Source organism: Streptomyces sp. NPDC047081, from assembly GCF_040643775.1.
Classification (GTDB): domain Bacteria; phylum Actinomycetota; class Actinomycetes; order Streptomycetales; family Streptomycetaceae; genus Streptomyces.
In genome coordinates this window covers 445,475-462,671 of record NZ_JBEYUY010000003.1, presented here as the reverse complement: position 1 = coordinate 462,671, position 17,197 = coordinate 445,475, and the positions used below count along the sequence as shown (strand labels likewise).

Here is a 17,197-nt window from a genome sequence, read left to right as displayed (position 1 = left end):
AACCGCCGTGAAAACAAAGGAACTTTGACGAAACAGGATGAAACATCCTGGAAACGAGGAGGACGGAGAAGCCTCAGGACTCGACGACCGCCGGGGGTCTCCGCACGCTGAGCCCGGGAAGCGGGCCGTGCCACGGCTCCACCGAGACGAGGCAGAGCTGACCCGTCGAACCCTGTCCGAGCCGGGACGTCCCGATGTCGCGGGTCACGCTGTTCGGGTTGCCGCTCACGCACAGCCGCTCGTCGAAGTCCGGATCGAACCACGCACCGGTCGGCACCCGCACGACGCCCTCACGCACATCGGGCGAGAGAGCCGCCACGGCGAGCAGGGACGCGCCACGGCGGGATCTGACGCGTACCGCGTCACCCGCCGCCAGTCCCAGGCGGGCCGCATCGGCCGGGTGCATCGTCAGGGACTCACGGCCCCGCTGTTTCGTCGCCATGCTCGCCGCTCCCATGTCGAGCTGGCTGTGGAGCTTCCCGGCCGGCTGGTTGGCCACGAGCACGAACGGATACTCACGGGCCGACGGCGAGCCGTGCCACTCCTGCGGCTCCAGCCAGACCGGGTGGCCGGGGCAGTCGTCGTACCCGAACCCGGCGACGGTCTCCGAGTACAGCTCGATCCGCCCGCTGGGGGTGTCGAGCGGACGGCCCTCGGGGTCGGCCCGATACCAGTCGAGCCAGCTGTGCGGCGCCGGATCGAGCGGGATCTCCGTGCTGCCCCGCTCCCAGAACTCCGCGAACGGCGGGGGGTCCGGCGCCGTCGTCCGCGCCCGCGCCCGCCACTCCTCGTACATGGCCTCGAGCCACTCCCGGGGCGAGCGCCCCTCCGTGAAACGCTCCCGGAGGCCGTGGTGCGCGGCGATGTCGGCGAAGATCCGGTGGTCGTCGCGGGCCTGGGCGTACGGCGGCACGATCTGCTTCATGGCGATCATCGCCGGCTCGTTCGACGCCGCCGCGATGTCCTCGCGTTCCACCGTCATGGTGACGGGCAGCACGATGTCCGCGTGCCGCGCCGTCGAGGTCCAGAACGGCTCGTGGACGACGACGGTCTCGGGGCGCTGGAAGGCCTCGTGCAGCCGGAAGAGGTCCTGGTGGTGATGGAAGGGGTTCCCGCCGGCCCAGTACACGAGGCGCACCGTGGGATACGTGTGCTGCCGGCCGTCGAAGTCGAACTTCTCGCCGGGGTGCAGCAGCATGTCCGCGACACGGGCCACCGGGATGAACGCGGCGCACTCGTTGCGCCCTTGCGGCAGCCGCGGGTTGTGCAGCAGGCCCGGCTGGTTGCCGTAGTAGCCCATCGAGCCGTGGCCGACGGAGAAGCCCGAACCCGGCGCGCCTATTCCGCCGAGCATCGCCGCGAGCGCGATCCCCATCCAGACGGGCTGCTCCCCGTGTTCGGCGCGTTGCAGAGCGGGGGCCACGGAGATGAACGTGCGCTTCGCCGCCATCTCGTCTGCCAGCGCCCGGATGTCGTCCGCCGGCACGTCGCAGATTCCGGCCGCCCACTCCGGGGTCTTCGCACGGCCGTCGGTGACCCCCGTGACGTAGTCGCGGAGACGGTCGTAGCCGACGGTGCAGCGGTCGAGGAAGTCGTTGTCCGCGCGCCCGGTGGCGATGAGACGGTGGGCGAGTGCCAGCATGAGCGCCACGTCGGTGCCGGGGCGGCAGCCGATCCACTGGGCCGGGGCGTCCGCGAGGTCGGAGCGGATCGGGCCGATGTTGACCAACCGGCAGCCGGACTCGTGCAGTTGGCGTACGGCCCGACGGGCCTCGTGGCGCACGGGGCCGCCGGAGTTCACCGCGGCGTTCTTCGTCGCGATGCCGCCGAACCCGACGAACAGCTCGCAGTTGCCGACCAGGTCCGACCAGGTGGAACTCGCGTGCAGCATCGAGCCGTTGGCGCCGACGACATGCGGCACGACGACCAGGGCGGCGCCCAGCGAGTAGTTGGTCACGCCGCGGACGTAGCCGCCGTAGAGGTTCAGGAACCGGTGCACCTGCGACTGCGCGTGATGGAACCGGCCCGCGCTGGCCCAGCCGTAGGAGCCGCCGAACACCGCCTCGGGCCCGAACTCGCCGTAGACACGGCTGATTTCGTCGGCGACGAGCCGGGTCGCGCGCTCCCAGCCGACCGGGACGAAGACATCGCGGCCGCGCCGCGCGGTGCGGTCGCCGTCGAGCCAGCCGCGACGGACGTACGGCCGGTCGATCCGGGTCGGATGCCTGACGGAGTCGGTGACGTTGCGGATGAGGTCGTACGGTTCGGGATCGAGTTCGTGCGGGCGGAGCTCGATGCGACCGTCCGCGGTGCCGCGCGCACGGAACGAGCCCCAGTGGGAGGAGTGGGAGAGGAACTCCCGCTCTGGTCCGGCACCCATCCGCTGTCCTTTCCGATGCCGAGGTCGCTGGGGGGACGGCCCGACGCCCCCTCAGGGATGCGCTCAGGCTGCGTAGTAGTCGTTTCCGACCGAGAACTCGATGAAGGTGCACGCGGTGTCACCGACGCTCCATGCGTCGTGCCCCGGCGGCAGCATCATCACGTCGCCCGCCGAGAACTCCTCGTACGAGCCGTCCACCATCGAGACGGCCAGGGTGCCGCCGGTGACCAGCGCCACGTGCGGGAGCTCGCAGAGGTCGGTTCCGGCGTACTCCTTCAGGTCGCTGGACCACTTCGCGCCGACGCCGAAGGTGACCTCCGTGACCGCCACGCCGTCGAGTTGCGCGGTCTTCTTGCTGATCAGGCCGTGTACGTCGGGTTCGACGGCGAGGAGGGCCGCCTTCTGCATCGCGGGGTTCGCGGGCATGTGCTGATCCTTCTGTGAGGTGGTGTCGGCTACCAGCGGTAGTCGAGGAACTTGCCGTCGAGCGTGACCACGACGCGGTCGCCGTCGGGATCAGGGCGTCGCTCGACGGAGAGGGTGAAGTTGATGGCGCTCATGATCCCGTCGCCGAACTCCTCGTGGATGAGCTCCTTGACGGCCGGGCCGTAGACGGAGAGCGCCTCGTAGAAGCGGTAGAGGGTGGGGTCGGAGGGCGCTCCGCCGTCCAACGTGCCGCGGTAGGGCTGCAGTTGGAGTTCCCGGGCGTCGTCGGCGGAGAGTCCGAGCGCTTCCGCGACCGTGTCCGCCTCGGTGGCGCTCAGCGGGTGCTGCCCGAAGAGCGCGGCCACGGTCCACACCGGCGGCCGGCCGATGCGCTCGGCGAGTTCGGCCCAGGTCACGCCTTTCGCCTGGCGGGCCAGGCGGATCCGCTTGGTCAGGTCGGACTGAGGGAGTTCGGCCATGTGGGGCTTCCTCTCTTCGAGTTGGGGACTACGCGGTGAGGTACGCGGGTTCGCAGGCGTGCGCCGCCGCCCGCCGCCGCGCCGCGTGGCCGATGAGCACGCTCAGCAGTCGGCTGAGCGTGACCGAGGTCGTGGTACCCACGTCGAGACCGGGGAAGTGCTCGACGATGTCGATCCCGGCGAAGTCGAAGTCCCGCCCGACCGCGGCGAACAGGGCGCCGGCCTGCCGGAAGTCCAGGCCACCGGGGAGCGGGCAGCTGGTGCCCGGGGCGATGGTGGGATCGAGCCCGTCCACGTCGAGCGTCACGAACCACGGCAGGTCGTCGCGCATGGCCGCGGTGACCGCGTCGACCCCCTGGCTGTGCACCTGCTCGGCGGGCACGACGACATTGCCCGCCTCCAGCGCCGCCGCCAGGTCCTCCGGACGTGCGCTGCCGGTGCCGCGCGCACCGACCTGCACGATCTGACCGACCCACGGCATCTCCGACATCCGGCGGACGGGGCTGGAGTATCCGTCGCGGATGCCGTCCACCTCGTCCCGGAAGTCGATGTGCGCGTCGATCTGCAGAACGTTGATCACGGGACGGTCGGCGGCGAACGCGCGGGCGCACAGGATCGGTACGGAGTCGTCGCCGCCCAGGACGACCGGCGCCGCGCCCCGGTCCACGATCACCCGCATCGCCTCGGTCGCCGCGGCCGCCGTACCCGGAAGGTCGCGCGGGTCCCCGACGACGTCGCCCACGTCCACCATGCCCAGCCCGGTCTCACCGAACAGGGTGCCGCCGAGGTCGAAGTCCCAGCGGTCGCCGTGCGAGCCGAACCGCGCGTTGGCGCGCTCGCGGAAGACACGCGGCGCGTCGGCCGCGCCGGAGTGGACGTTCTCCATGCGGTACGGGGAGCCGTAGGGCACCCCGATGACGGCGAACGCCGCGCGCAGGTCGTCGAGGTCGCGCAGCTCGTCCGCGCCCAGGAGCGGGGCCGCCGCCGGGCGCAGCCGATATGCCGCCGCCCGCTCCGCGTTCCGCCCTGCCACCGGTCCAGGTCTCATTGCCCACGCCCCATCGTTAGTCATACCGTGAAAACGGACGGTACCATCAGATGAAAAGGTTGGCGACGGTCGACCGCTGGAAGAAAGAGATTGGTGCACGGATGAAACGCCGCATCGACACACTTCTCGTGCATGCCTCCGAGCTCGTCACGCCGGCACCCGAACTCGACGGCCCCGCCCGCGGCGCACAGCTCGACCGGCTCACGGTCGTTCCCGACGGGGCCCTCGCCGTCGACGCGGGCCGCGTGGTCGCGATCGGCACCACCGCCGAACTCCTCGACCGGTTCGACGCCGACGACGTCGTCGACGCGAACCACCGCCTCGTCTCGCCCGCCTTCGTCGACCCGCACACGCACCTGCTCCACGGCGGCTCCCGCCACGACGAGTGGCAGGGCAAGGTGCTGGAGCGAGCGGTACCGGGGATCGACGCGGGTATCCGCACCACGATCGCCGCCACCCGTGCCGCCACGGACGCGGAGCTCACCGAACGCGCCCTCGCGGACCTGGACGAGGCGCTGGCGCACGGCACGACGGTGCTGGAGGCGAAGACCGGATACGGTCTGAGCCCCGAAGCGGAGATACGGCTGCTCGGTCTGACGAGGTCGCTCGCGCACCCCGTCCATGTGCCGGCGACCTACCTCGGGGCACACACCGTCCCGGCCGAGTACCTGGAGCGGCGCGCCGAGTACGTACAGTCCGTGCTGGACACCCTGCCGGGCATCGCGGCCACCGCCGACTTCTGCGACATCGCCTGCGATCCGGTGTCCTTCACCGTCGAGGAGAGCCGGCGGATCGCCGAGAGGGCCCGTGACCTCGGGCTGGCCCTGAAGTTCCACGCCGACCAGACCGGCGATGTCGGGGGGACCCAACTCGCCGTGGAATTCGGTGCGGTGTCGGTCGACCACCTCGACGAGGCATCCGACGCGGCGCTCAAGGCGCTGGCCGCGAGCGAGACCGTCGGGGTCGTCTTCCCCGGCGCCAACTTCCACCTCCTCGACATGACCGCGTCGCTCCTGCCCGACGGGCGGCCCCCCAAGGACCTGGCCGCCTGGGCGGACCGTGTCCTGCGTTCCGGCGCGGCGCTCGCCCTGTCCACGGACTACAACCCGGGCACGGCTCCGTCGCTGTCGATGCAGATGGTCATGCAGCTGGCCGCGCGGCTCTACCGCTGGTCGTACGCGCAGGTCTGGCACATGGCGACCCTCAACGCCGCCGCGGCCCTGGGCCTGCAGGACACCCGGGGCAGCCTCGCGCCGGGCAAGTCGGCGGACTTCGTCGTCTGGTCCGTCCGCGGCCACGGCGAGGTCGTCCACCGGTTCGGCACCAACCTGGCCGACCGGGTGTACGCCGGGGGCCGGCTCGTCGCGGCGGCGGGGCGGCGGCTGCCCGGCACGGGCGCGGCAACGCCGCCCTCACCTGCGCTATAGCATGAGCCGCCTGGCACACGAACACGGAAACCCAGGTCCTCCCATGTCACTGAACGACCCCGAGCAGGGGGCCGACGGGCCTCGGTCCGTCCATCGCGCACTGATGCTGCTGACGTGTGTCGTCGAGCGGGGACCCCAGACGCTGTCCGAACTGGCGCGCGTTCTCGAGATGTCGCCCAGCACCGCCATGCGGCTGGCCCGGGCACTCGTGCACTGGGGATACCTGGACCGGGACGAGTCCGGGACGTACTCGACGGGCCGACGCTTCGCCTCCCTGCAGAGGACCGTCCGTGAGGCGCCGGAGACCGACATCGTCGAGCTGTCGGGGCCGGTGCTGCGCGCGCTGACCGACGACACCCAGGAATCGAGCTATCTCAGCGTCCAGGGTGCCGCCCAGACCCTGATGTACCTCCGCCAGGTGCCGAGCCCGCAGGCGATCCGGCACGTCAACTGGACCGGGCGCAGCATGCCCATGGCGGGAACGGCGGCCGGCGCCGCGCTGACCGGCCAGGTCGACGAACACGGGGTCGCGGTCGCCAAGGCGATCGCGACCGAGGGCGCCACCGCCATCGCCGCACCGGTCCGCGACGCACAGGGCACCATCGTCGCCGCGCTCAGCATCGTCGGCCCCTCGTTCAGGATGCCGCCACGAGCGATCGCACGGTACGCCGAACGAGTCCGCCTGCGTTCCATGGAGCTGTCGGACCTTGTCGCCGGCAAGACGCCGTAGCGATGCGGGTCAGCGCGGTGAGGCGATCGCCCGTGCCGCCGCCACCTCCTGCCGCAGGGGTTCCAGCACGCTGTCCGCCGGGCCGGTGAGATCCGTGCGGACCGGATACAGCACCTCGGTGTCCCGCAGCCCCTCCGCCAACGCGCCCAGCTGCAGGGCGACTTGGCCGATCTCCGCGGTGGACGGCGGGGTCGCCCCATGCCGTACGCGCACGCGTGCTGCCGTGGTCGCGTCCACGATCCGCTCCACGGCGACGACCAGCGGCCACCACGCCGCGGCCCGGCGTCCGGTGGGCGGGGGCTCGGTCAGGGCCCGCTGGAACTCCGTACGGATGACGGACAGATCGCGGTAGAGGCGGCGGCGCATGCGGGCGCGGGCGGCCGGTTCGGTGCCGTCGCCGAAGGCGGACTCGACATAGCGCGCGGTGTCGGCGACCGCGTCCGCGAGCCGGTCGCCGACGCGGGTGTGCCAGCTCTCCGGCCAGAGGAGGTAGCCGGCGACGAGCGCGATCCCGCAGCCGATGAGCGAGTCGACCAGCCGGGGCAGGAGCAGGGCGGTGCCCTGGTGGTTGAGGACGTCGGAGAGGAGCAGGATCACCGGGGTGATGGCGGCCGTCTGATAGCCGTAACCCCGCGGGGTGAAGGCGGGGATCAGGGGTGCGAGCAGCAGCATCACGGGTACGTCCCACCAGCCGCGCGGCACCTCGGTGAGCACCGCCGCCGCGACGACGAGTCCGGCGACCGTGCCCAGGGCGCGCAGCAGGGCTCGTGAGAAGACCGAGCCGAAGTCGGGCTTGAGGACGAAGGTGATGGTCAGCGCCACCCAGTAGGAGCGCGGGACCGGGACGATCGAGACGAGGGCCTGGGCGAGGCCGATGCACAGGGCCAGACGGAGGCCGTAGCGCCAGGAGTTGGCGGACAGGGTGACGTTGCGGGCGGCTCGGGCGGTGCGGATGGAGAGGGCGGCGGGGCGGCCGAGGCGGTCGTCGATGCCCCGGGGGTCGACGTCGGGCGCCGTGACGACCCCGGCGGCGTGACGCAGGGCGTGCTCGACGGCGCGGGCGCTCTCGGAGGCGGGCTCGGGCAGCTTCAGCCCTATCGGCCCCGTGTAGCCGGTCTCGATGGCCTCGGCGAGATGGCGTACGGCCTCCGGGACCTCCGGCGGCATCGGCGTGCCGCTGAGATGGGCGGCCGGGGCGGCCTCCACGACCGGGGTGATGGCGTTCAACTGGGCCAGCAGCCGGGTGAGTTCGGGGCTGCGGCCGTGGTGGCGGGCGCGCCGGGCGAGGACCAGGTCGTACGACTGGTTCAGCGAGGTGGTGACGGCGTGGCGCGCGGCGTCGTACTCCTCCCGCCCGCAGGCGGCCATCAGCGCGGCGACCGTGCGGTACGTCCCCGCGACAGCCGCCCGCTCGGGGATCCCGGACCTGAGCGGCCAGGCGAGCAGCGCGAGCAGGAGCACGAGGAGGCCGCCGCCGGACATCAGGACCGGCGCCAGCCACCACTCGCCCGGCATCGGAAGTCCGGCCCCGACAACGGAGTTGAGCAGGAGCAGCAGTCCCGACACGGAGGCCACGGCCCCGATCGTGGAGATCATCCCGGAGACGAGCGCGACGCCGGTGATCACGGCGACCGCGAGCCAGCCGTGGCCGTACGCCAGCGCGCCCAGGGTCACGCCGACGGCGCCGAAGAGCTGCGGGATCGCGATGTTGAGGATCCGCATCCGGTAGGCGTCGGCGGTGTCGCCGATGACGCCGGAGAGGGCGCCCATCGAGGCGAGGGCCCCGTAGGCGGGCCGGCCCACTGCCAGTCCGATGGTGAGCGGGAGGGCCATCGCGGCGGCGGCCCGGGCCACGGCGGCCCAGTTGACCGGCGCCTGCTGGGGTTGGAGGTTCCGGACCAGCCAGTCGGGAGGGGTGAGGCCGATGGGGAACTCGCGGGACATGCGCCCATTATGGGCACCCCGGCCTGGGTCATCAGCGCTGGTGAAGCGTGATGTTCACGAGGAGCGCGCGGTGGTCGGTGTCGTTCAGCCTGATGAAGCGGGCGTCGCTCGCCGAGAAGTCCTTCGACACGAGTACGTGGTCGATCTGGGCGCCGAAGGCCGGGGTGAGCCGCGCCGGCCAGCTCGGCGTCCGGTCGTGCCCCGCGAGCCGGGCGGCGTCGCGCACACCGGTGTCCAGGATGCGGCGGAAGGCGGCGTGGTCCTGGGAGGCGTTGAAGTCCCCGGCGAGGATCAGCGGCGTACTGGTGGCGGCCGCGGCCTCCCGGAGCCGCCCCAGCTCCCTCTTCCACACGCCGACCTGGCCGGGCAGCGGCGGCATCGGATGCGCGAGCTGCAGCCGTACGTCGTGCCCGCGCACGTCGGCCACCGCACCGGGCATGCCCATGGTCCCGTCGACCCCGCCGGTGGCCTTCAGCGGGAACCGGCTGAGGACGACCGACCCCTCCGAGCCGCCGGCCACCACGGCCTGCCGGTACGGGTACGTACTCGCGAAGTCCCGCCGCAGCGTGCCCTGGCAGGTGTACTCGCACTCCTCCACGAACACGATGTCCGGCTTCCGCGCCCGGATGACCGGCACGAGCGATCCCGTCCCCCGCCCGAACTCGACGTTCGAGGTGAGCACCTTGAGCTCCGCGACCGGTGTGCCCCCGGGCTCGTCCGTCTCCCCGTACGGCTCGATGAACCACGCCAGCACGGCGAGCACGAGCAGCGACCAGACGATGCCGAGCCGCCAGCGGGCGAGCAGCGCGAGGGCGAGCGAGAGCCCCGCGGGCACCAGCAGCCAGGGCAGGAAGGCGAGCACCTGGGGGACGGGGGTGATCCCGTCGGCGTCGGCGACACGGCATCCGACGACGACGCTGGTGCAGGCCAGCAGCAGCGCGGCGAGCCAGGCGCCGAACCGCCGGGCGCCCGTGGCCCCCGGACCCCCGCTTCGGCCCTGAACGGGCCTCGTCCTCAAGCGCCGGACGGGCTGTGTCGTCACCGGCACGACATTACGGGCGTATCTCCACTCGCGCCATAAACCCGTCCAGCGCCTCGTTGAACTCCGCGGGCCGCTCCAGGTTCGGGAGATGGGCTGCCCCGTCGATCACCCGCAGCGTCGAATCCGGCAGCGCGGCATGCATCGCCTCCGCGTCCGCCACCGGCGTGTACGTGTCGTCGGCGCCGACCACGACCAGCGCCGGGACCGTGACCTTCGTCAGGAGATCCCGGTAGTCGGGGCGGGCCGCACGGGCGCGCAGGGCCGCCGCGGCCGACTCGGGGCGGGTGTTCGTCATCATGCGGTGGACGTGCGACTTGACCTCGGGGGCCGCGTACGGCGCCACCATCTTCTCCAGGACCTCGTCGGCGTATCCGCGCATGCCCTCCCGGAGGAGGCGGTCCGCCATGGCGTGGCGGGCGGTCACGCCCTCCGGGGTCTCCGGTGCCGGGAAGGTGTCCGCGAGGACCAGGCCGCGGACGCGCTCCGGGAAGCGGCGGTAGAAGTCCATCGCGATCTGGCCGCCCATGGAGAGGCCTACGAGTACGCATGCCTCCACCTGCTCCTCGTCCAGCAGCGCCCCGATGTCCTGGGCGAACTCCCCGAAGCGCTCGACGGTGGCGGTGGTGGCCGGCGCGGTGCCGTAGCCGCGCAGGTCGGGGGCGATGACCCGGCGCGAGGTGGAGAACGCCTCCAGCTGGGGACTCCACATCGTGTGGTCGAAGGGGTGGCCGTGGATCAGGACCAACGGGACTGCTGCTGCCATGCGTTCGACCGTAGGCCCGGCCAACTCCTCGGTGCAATAAGATCTTTGCCCTCGGTGCAATCCATGGACGGGGGAGTCCACATGCCGCACGACTACCGGCGTATCGCCGACCGCATAGCCGCCGACATCACCGCCGGCCGCCTCCGCCCCGGCGAACGCCTGCCCCCGCAGCGGAAGTTCGCCCGACGGCACGGCATCGCCGCGTCGACGGCCGAGCGCGCGTACGGCGAACTCGTGCGGCGCGGGCTGGTGGTGGGCGAGGTGGGGCGCGGGACGTTCGTGCGGGCGGCGGACGGGGCGCCGGCCGGGCGGGCACTCACGGAGGTGACCGACACCGAGACGGTGACCGCCCTGGCGTCGGGTGCCGAGGCGACCGTCAACCTGGAGCTCAACTACCCCTCCGCACCTGGCCAGTCCGAACTGCTCGCCCCCGCCCTGGCGCCGCTGCTCCGGCCGGACGTGCTGACCGAGGCGCTGCGCCCCGCCCCCGCCACCGGCACCGCGGCGGCCCGCGCGGCGGTCGCGGCCCTTCTGTCGACCCCGGGCTGGCGCCCCGCCCCCGAGCAGCTTCTCTTCACCGGCAACGCCCGCCAGGCCATCGCCGCCGCGCTCGCTTCCCTGGTACGGCCCGGCGGTCGCGTCGGCGTCGAGCCGCTCACGTATCCGCTGGTCAAGGAGATCGCCGCCCGGCTCGGCATCACCCTCGTACCGCTGGAGAGCGACGACGAGGGGCTACGGCCCCAGAGCGTCCGCGGCCGTCGGCTGTCCGCGCTCTACCTCCAGCCGACCCTGCACAATCCGACCTCGGTGAGCATGACGGCCGAGCGGCGGCATCAACTGGCCGAAGTCGTCGGCGAGTTGAATCTGCCCGTCGTGGAGGACCGCATCTGGTCCTTCCTCGACGGCTCCGACGGCTCCGGCCCTGATCCCCTCGCCGCCCACGCCCCCCACCTCACCCACGTCGTCGACGGGCTCTCCAAGCGGGTCGCGCCGGGGCTCACCGTCGGGTTTCTCGTCGTACCGGAGCGGCGGGTGGAGGCGGTGGGGGAGGCCGTGCGGTCCGGGGGGTGGAGTGCGGGGCGGTTCGCGCTGGAGGCGGGGGTGCGGTGGATCGAGGACGGGACCGTGGGGCGGCTGGTCGCGGCCAAGCGGGCGGACGCGGTGCTCCGGCAGCGGCTGGTGGCCGAGTGTCTCGACGGGTTCCGGGTGCGTACCGACCCGCGGGCCTGTTTCGCCTGGTGGGAGCTGCCCGCGCCGTGGCGGGCGGACACCTTCACGGCCGCCGCGGCGGCGCGCGGGATCGCCGTGACCCCGGGACGCGCCTTCGCCGTGGACCCGCACCGCACGCCCGACGCGGTACGGCTCGGGCTGGCCTCGGCCGCAGTGCCCGAACTGGCGCGGGCACTGCGGACGCTCGCGGGGCTGGCCGGAGGTCAGTCCAGCAGGCCGTCGTAGTCCGGCAGCTTGTACGTCGCGTCGGCGTAACCACCGGTCAGGTCGGTCGTGTTGTTGCCGATGTTGGCGACGATGTCGTAGCCGTTCGCCTCGATCGCCTTGCGCTGCGAGGTCTTGAAGTCGGCGACCGACTCGGTCAGCATCTGCGCGACCGTGCGGGCGTACAGGCCGTCGACCGTGTAACCGACCGACGTCAGGTTCGACTTGGTGATCGAGTTGAACAGGTTGCTGCGGGCGCTGATGAAGAACACGCTCAGGCCCTTGGCGTGCGCGTCCTGGGCGAGGGCGAGCACCGGCGGGGTGGCCGGGGTGGAGGTGCCGGCGCCCTCGAAGTAGGTCTCCAGCGAGGTGTTGTCGATGTCGAGGACGATCGCCTGCTTGGCGCCGGAGGTGTTGGCGGCGGCGCGGCCGTCGATGTAGGTCTGCGCGGGGCCGGTGACGGCGGCGACGTCGGACAGCCACTGGGCCTCGGTGACGTCGGCGGCCTGCGCGGGCAGGGCGGCGGCGAGGGACAGGGCCAGGCCGGCGAGGGCGACCACGGCGGTGCGGCGCGCGGGGGGACGGATCATCGGGGGGTGCTCCTCGGTCACGGTGGCCGCCGGCTCCGTACCGGCGGACATCGTCAGCCCACGCTGCCCGCCTCAGGAGTGGAACGGGTGACTCCTGATTGATCACCCGGTGACGTCATGACCATGTTCAGTTCGGGAACCTGTGAATCCGGGCCGAGAGGTTTGACGGCACGGCCGCGCCCGCGCAGCCGTACGTACCGGCTCAGCCAGGCGGCGAGTGCCACCGTCAGGCCGAGGGCGACCAGCAGCCAGGAGGCCTGGCGCAGGGTCGCGGTCAGGGCGTCGTAGATGGCGCCCGCGGCCGGGCGGCGGGCCTGTTCGGGCAGGTCGTCGAGGGTGAGGCGGCGGCAGATCGCCACCGCGAGGCCGAGCAGGGCGCCGCCCAGCGCGGTGCCCAGGCCGGTCGCGGTGACCGCGCGGCGGCGGCGGGCGGCGACCGCGATGCCGGTGACCGCGAAGACCACGGCGGCCGACGGGAGCCAGAAACCGGCGACTTCCAGCACCTGGAACCCTTTCCGGAGCCGGTCCAGGTCCTGGGCCGGGAGTACCGGGACCGCGGTGTGCTCGACCGGGATACGGGCCGCCAACGGCACATGGTCGACGGTGAGTTGGTGCTTGACCTGGGCGGTGACCGGCGCGAGGTCGACGGTCACCTCGCGCTCGCGTTCGTCGCGCAGGGCGTGCAGCACGGCGTCGTGCAGGGCCCGGTTGCCGGCGTCCCAGGCCAGCCGGAAGGCCTCGGTGCGGGTGAAGGAGCGCACCGCGTCGTGCACGAAGGGGCGCACCGTGCCGCGCACGGGACGTACGTCGGCCCGCTGGTCGACCTGGTCCATGATCCCGGCGCCGACGGTGTCCGCGACCGCGTCCGTCACGGCGGGATCGGCGGCCAGCGGCGCCATGGCGGTGACGTACCGGCCGGTGTCGGCGAGCCCGTACGCTGCCCAGGCCGCGAGCGCGCCGCACGGCGCGAGGAGGCAGGCGAGGGCGATCAGGGCGGCCGACAGGGCGTTCCTGAGACGTGAGGGCAGCACCCTCCCAGGCAAGAGCCCCGGGACGGGGCCCGCCACCGGGGTGACTGCATATGGCGGCACACGTGCAGCCGTACGGGCGCTGTGGGAGGGAAAGCGGTGCGGAGCTGCGCATTCCGGCCCCCGGCCGCGCGCGGCGGCGCTCCGGTGGAGGCTTCACCCGAACGGGTGTCTCATGGTGCTGGGGAGAAGGAGGCCGATCATGCGCACCACTCCGGCCCTGCGGACCCTGGCCGCGACCCTGCTCGCCGGCGGCACGCTGTTCGCCGCGGCGGCGGGGACGGCGGCGGCCGCCTCGCCGACCCATACCGAGGGTCATGGCGGTGGCGGCGGATCCGGGAGTCCGATCTGGGGCACCATCGTCTCCCGCACCGCACTCAACGTCCGGTCGGGACCCACCGTCAACTCACCCGTCGTCGACCAGCTCTCGCCGGGCAGTCAGGACCGCGTCCAGTGCATGGTCCAGGGGCAGAGCGTCAACGGCAACCCGTACTGGTACTGGCTCGTCGGCGCACAGGGCTGGGCGAGCGCCGCCTTCGTGGACACCGGCGGGCAGTGGGTGCCGACCTGCGCGGACCCGTGTCCGCAGTGGCGGGACGGCAACTGGTCCAACGCCAACTGGAACGACCCGAGCTGGGACGGCTCCTGGGCCGCCTCGGCATCCGGCTCCTGGAGCGCCTCGGGCTCGTGGAGCTGGAGCGCGGCCGGATCCTCGGCAGGGATGTGGAACTGGCTGCCGGGTTGGTGAGGGAAGGGAAACACAGGGAGGTGTACGGCCCCGGCGACCCAGCCGGGGCCGTACACCTGTCCCGTTCTGCTCAGCGGACGCGGTTTCCCTCGGCGTCCTCGCGCGTGTAGTAGCGGTAGAAGAACACCAGGAACACGCCCGCCGTGACGACGACGCCCAGGGCCACCGAGCGGTAGACGGACTCGCCGGTCTGGCTGTAGAGGAAGCCGACCGCGGCGCCCGCGAACGCGGACTTCACCAGCGAGTGCAGCTCGCGCTTGAGCAGCGGCGCGAAGGTCGCGACGGCGATGCACAGCACGATGAACACGGCCGCGGTGACGAAGCCGAACAGGATGTTCCAGCCGGTGATCTCGCCGCCGCCGCGGCGGTTGGCGGCCGCCCAGAAGCCGTAGACGAGACCCAGGACGACGGGGATGCCGTACCGCCCGACGGCGTGGACCCGCTCGTCGAAGAGGTCCGGGGTACGGGTGGGCCGGGCCGCTCGGTTCGACCTGACCTTCGCCATCATTCCGCCGTGCGCGGGTGCCGCTTGAGCCATGAGAGCACTCCTCTCTCTCCTCGCCCCCGCCTTCCAGAGCACACCTGGGAGAGGGCCGTGGCAAGTCGGCGGAGGGAAGGATTCACGGCTTCCATGCCCCGGATGCGGGGCGCAAGGGGGCGTGTTTCGCTGGGGCCGTGAGCGGGCGTGGGTTGCGGGCGGCCGGGGGGCGGCGCGGGATGCTCGACCGGTTGCCGCGGGCCGGGCACGAGGACGCCCTGCGGCGGCACCAGCTGCTGCGGGTGCGGGGGCGCAGCGTCGCCTGGGTGCCGCCCTTCCTGCTGCTCCTGGGCATCACCTTCGTCGACTTCAACACCACCGGCGAGTTCCGGATCATCTCCTGGATCGTGCTGGTGCCCGGCATCGCCGCCGCGATCTGCGGGGTGTGGGGGACGGGGGTCTTCGCGGTGCTCGCCGTGGTGACGTACGTCGTCGCCGACCAGGCCTGGCCGCACCAGTACCAGACCGGTCTGCCCGACTTCATCCTCGTCGCCGTCGGCGGCATCCTGGCCGTGCTCGCCTGCTCGGTCCGCGTCCGCGGCGAACGCCGCATGCTGCACATGCGGGACGTCGCCGAGACCACCCGCCGTACCGTGCTGCGCCCCCTGCCCGCGGAGTGGGGCGGCCTCGAACACGCCGCCGTCTACCTCCCCTCCGACGTCGAGGCCCGCGTCGGCGGCGACTTCTACGACATCCAGCCCGGCCCGCACGGCACCCGCGTCCTCGTCGGCGACGTCCAGGGCAAGGGCCTCGGCGCGGTGGAGGCGGCCGCCGCCCTGCTCGGCACCTTCCGCGAGGCCGCGTACCACGAGGCCGACCTCGCCACGGTCGCCGACCGCCTGGAGACACGCATGCTGCGGCACCGCCGGCACACCACCGCGCTGGGCCGCGACGACGGCGACCGCTTCGCCACCGCCGCGCTGATCGGCTTCCCCGAGGACGACGAGAACGCCGTGGACGTCGTCCTGTTCGGCCACGACCCCCCACTCGTCGCAGGGCCCGCGGGTGTACGTCAACTGCCGCCCGGCGACGGCCTCCCGCTCGGCCTCGGCGAACTCGCCGGGGACGGCCCGCCGTCCGTGCGGCGCGTGCCGCTCGCGACCGGCGAGACGCTGCTGCTCACCACCGACGGCGTGACCGAAGCACGGGACGCCGACGGGGAGTTCTATCCGCTCGCCGCGGACCTGGCCCGAGCGGTCGTGACGGAGCCGCGGGTCACCGAACCCCGGCGGCTCGTCGCGTTCGTACGGGACCGCACGCTGCGGCACTGCGCCGGGCGGCTCGCCGACGACACGACCGTCTTCGCCGTACGCCGGCGCGCGCCCGGATGGCCGGGCGGAACCGGACGTTTGCGGTCCTGAGGCCCGGCTTTGCAGCCGCAGCGGTTACGGTGCTGACGTACGTGATCGACGGGGGCTGGGGAGGGAACGATGACCGGAACCGTGCTGCTGCTCGCCGCCGCACCGGCGGGCAAGGGGTGCGTGGTCGACGCGGCGTCCGTCCTTCCCGTCCTGGCCGCGGTGCCGCCGTCCGTCCTTTCCGGCACGGACACAGCCAACGTTGTCGAACTCGCCGACCCGCTCGAACCGCAGGCCGTGCTGACTCGCCTGCGGGCGGCGGCGGTTGCGCCCGGGCCGCTCACGCTCTTCGTCACCGGGCAGTTGCAGCTGGACCGGCGGCAGCGGCTGCCGCATCTCGCGCTGGCGCGGACGACTGCGGCGACGGTCCGCTACACGGGGTTGCCCTGGCACTGGATCCGGGAGGAGTTGAGGCTGCGGCCCGCTGGGGCGACGACGCTCTTCGTCGACCTGCATGCCGATGCGGAGACCTGGGAGTGGTTGCGGACGAATCGGCTCGACTCCGGGTACAACAACGCGGTCTACGGGCGGATCGCGCCGCCGCCCGGGCGGCGGGCGGTGGCTGTGCCGGCGTATATGAAGGCGGTGGCGACGATTCTGCGGAGTGGGCATCGGCCGCACCCGGGGGATCTTCATCAGCAGGCGTTGGGGAGGGTGGGGGCGGACGGGTTCGCCGACCTGTTGTTGTCTGCGGGTGGTTTGGGGGCCGGTGTTCCTGGGGGCTCTGCCCCCAGACCCCCGTATCGGCCTGAACGGCCTCGTCCTCAAACGCCGGACGGGCTGGAGGGGATCGACCCGCACGCCGCTATTACGGCCGCCGTCCAGTCAGGTCGTCACCTCGACGCCGATGCCCTCGCCGCCCAGCACGAACAAACCGCCCTCCACACCCACGGCGTCGGCTCCGAGCAGGCCCTCCACTGGGCCGAAGTGCGGGCCGATCTCGCGATGTTCGCGGGGGATCCTGTGCGCAGTTGCCGGACCTGGCTCGGGGTCGCCTCGGCGCGGCTGGCTGCCGGGCAGGCTCCGGACGCGCCCGCCGTCGAGGCCGCCGTGGACCGGGCGCATCACCAGTGGGGGCAGATCCGGGACGCCGGGGCCGCGCGCGAGCTCGGCCCCGCCCTGGCCGATCTGCGGTCCCGGGTGCCGGGCCGCCGGCAGGGGGCCCTGGACCACGTACGCCGCCAGTTGCAGCAGTTGCAGACGCAGAACTGATCGAGGTCGTCCCTCTCCCCGTCCGGTACGAGCCCTCCCCTCTCGTCAAC

General features: G+C 72.7%; 16 protein-coding genes. 6 read left to right on the top strand and 10 right to left on the bottom strand.

Going from position 1 to position 17,197, the window contains the following annotated elements; genetic code table 11:
• Positions 1 to 73 precede the first annotated feature (73 nt).
• The 4 genes from ABZ848_RS07875 to ABZ848_RS07860 all read right to left on the bottom strand — a co-directional run bounded on the left by ABZ848_RS07875 (position 74) and on the right by ABZ848_RS07860 (position 4,318).
• A complete protein-coding gene (locus ABZ848_RS07875) occupies positions 74 to 2,380 on the bottom strand; it encodes a molybdopterin-dependent oxidoreductase (protein WP_360826915.1) in 2,307 nt (768 codons plus the stop codon).
• Positions 2,381 to 2,443: 63 nt separating this feature from the next.
• Complete coding sequence (locus ABZ848_RS07870; protein ID WP_360826912.1) at positions 2,444 to 2,806, bottom strand: cupin; 363 nt, start codon at positions 2,804 to 2,806, stop codon at positions 2,444 to 2,446.
• A gap of 29 nt (positions 2,807 to 2,835) precedes the next feature.
• Positions 2,836 to 3,285 carry a cyanase gene (cynS, locus tag ABZ848_RS07865; protein WP_360826909.1) on the bottom strand — a complete coding sequence of 150 codons (450 nt, stop codon included), beginning with the start codon at positions 3,283 to 3,285 and terminating at the stop codon, positions 2,836 to 2,838.
• A gap of 28 nt (positions 3,286 to 3,313) precedes the next feature.
• Positions 3,314 to 4,318 (bottom strand): arginase family protein, encoded by a 1,005-nt coding sequence (locus ABZ848_RS07860; protein WP_360826906.1) that lies wholly within the window; start codon positions 4,316 to 4,318, stop codon positions 3,314 to 3,316.
• Between the two features lie 116 nt (positions 4,319 to 4,434).
• Here ABZ848_RS07860 and hutI point away from each other — a divergent pair, with 116 nt between their 5' ends.
• Entirely contained in the window at positions 4,435 to 5,760 is a 1,326-nt protein-coding gene (gene hutI / locus ABZ848_RS07855) for an imidazolonepropionase (protein ID WP_360826903.1), read from the top strand.
• Positions 5,761 to 5,803: 43 nt separating this feature from the next.
• Complete coding sequence (locus tag ABZ848_RS07850) at positions 5,804 to 6,490, top strand: helix-turn-helix domain-containing protein (protein WP_360826900.1); 687 nt, start codon at positions 5,804 to 5,806, stop codon at positions 6,488 to 6,490.
• Between the two features lie 9 nt (positions 6,491 to 6,499).
• On the opposite strand, the gene ABZ848_RS07845 is transcribed toward ABZ848_RS07850, so the two are convergent.
• From ABZ848_RS07845 to ABZ848_RS07835, 3 genes are all read right to left on the bottom strand, one after another.
• Positions 6,500 to 8,434, bottom strand: a complete 1,935-nt coding sequence (locus ABZ848_RS07845; protein WP_360826897.1) for an FUSC family protein — start codon at positions 8,432 to 8,434, stop codon at positions 6,500 to 6,502.
• 31 nt (positions 8,435 to 8,465) lie between these two features.
• The gene (locus ABZ848_RS07840) at positions 8,466 to 9,371 is read right to left on the bottom strand and encodes an endonuclease/exonuclease/phosphatase family protein (RefSeq protein ID WP_360827235.1); all 906 of its coding nucleotides are present in this window, start codon (positions 9,369 to 9,371) and stop codon (positions 8,466 to 8,468) included.
• A gap of 115 nt (positions 9,372 to 9,486) precedes the next feature.
• Positions 9,487 to 10,239, bottom strand: coding sequence for an alpha/beta hydrolase (locus ABZ848_RS07835; protein ID WP_360826894.1), 753 nt, complete (start codon positions 10,237 to 10,239; stop codon positions 9,487 to 9,489).
• Positions 10,240 to 10,320: 81 nt separating this feature from the next.
• Here ABZ848_RS07835 and ABZ848_RS07830 point away from each other — a divergent pair, with 81 nt between their 5' ends.
• Positions 10,321 to 11,694 (top strand): PLP-dependent aminotransferase family protein, encoded by a 1,374-nt coding sequence (locus ABZ848_RS07830; RefSeq protein ID WP_360826891.1) that lies wholly within the window; start codon positions 10,321 to 10,323, stop codon positions 11,692 to 11,694.
• Here ABZ848_RS07830 and ABZ848_RS07825 read toward each other — a convergent pair.
• Both ABZ848_RS07825 and ABZ848_RS07820 read right to left on the bottom strand, forming a co-directional pair.
• Positions 11,673 to 12,263: an HAD family acid phosphatase gene (locus ABZ848_RS07825; protein ID WP_360826889.1), complete on the bottom strand. Its 591-nt coding sequence runs from the start codon at positions 12,261 to 12,263 to the stop codon at positions 11,673 to 11,675. The genes ABZ848_RS07830 and ABZ848_RS07825 overlap by 22 nt on opposite strands.
• A 53-nt stretch (positions 12,264 to 12,316) precedes the next feature.
• Entirely contained in the window at positions 12,317 to 13,291 is a 975-nt protein-coding gene (locus ABZ848_RS07820) for a hypothetical protein (protein WP_360827231.1), read from the bottom strand.
• A gap of 202 nt (positions 13,292 to 13,493) precedes the next feature.
• Between ABZ848_RS07820 and ABZ848_RS07815 the strand changes: the two genes are divergently transcribed.
• Positions 13,494 to 14,039 carry an SH3 domain-containing protein gene (locus ABZ848_RS07815; protein ID WP_360826886.1) on the top strand — a complete coding sequence of 182 codons (546 nt, stop codon included), beginning with the start codon at positions 13,494 to 13,496 and terminating at the stop codon, positions 14,037 to 14,039.
• A gap of 70 nt (positions 14,040 to 14,109) precedes the next feature.
• On the opposite strand, the gene ABZ848_RS07810 is transcribed toward ABZ848_RS07815, so the two are convergent.
• Positions 14,110 to 14,577, bottom strand: coding sequence for a hypothetical protein (locus tag ABZ848_RS07810; protein WP_360826883.1), 468 nt, complete (start codon positions 14,575 to 14,577; stop codon positions 14,110 to 14,112).
• Between the two features lie 179 nt (positions 14,578 to 14,756).
• On the opposite strand from ABZ848_RS07810, the gene ABZ848_RS07805 reads away from it, so the two are divergent.
• Both ABZ848_RS07805 and ABZ848_RS07800 read left to right on the top strand, forming a co-directional pair.
• The gene (locus ABZ848_RS07805) at positions 14,757 to 15,938 is read left to right on the top strand and encodes a PP2C family protein-serine/threonine phosphatase (RefSeq protein WP_360827228.1); all 1,182 of its coding nucleotides are present in this window, start codon (positions 14,757 to 14,759) and stop codon (positions 15,936 to 15,938) included.
• A gap of 69 nt (positions 15,939 to 16,007) precedes the next feature.
• Entirely contained in the window at positions 16,008 to 17,147 is a 1,140-nt protein-coding gene (locus ABZ848_RS07800; protein ID WP_360826880.1) for a hypothetical protein, read from the top strand.
• Positions 17,148 to 17,197: the final 50 nt, after the last annotated feature.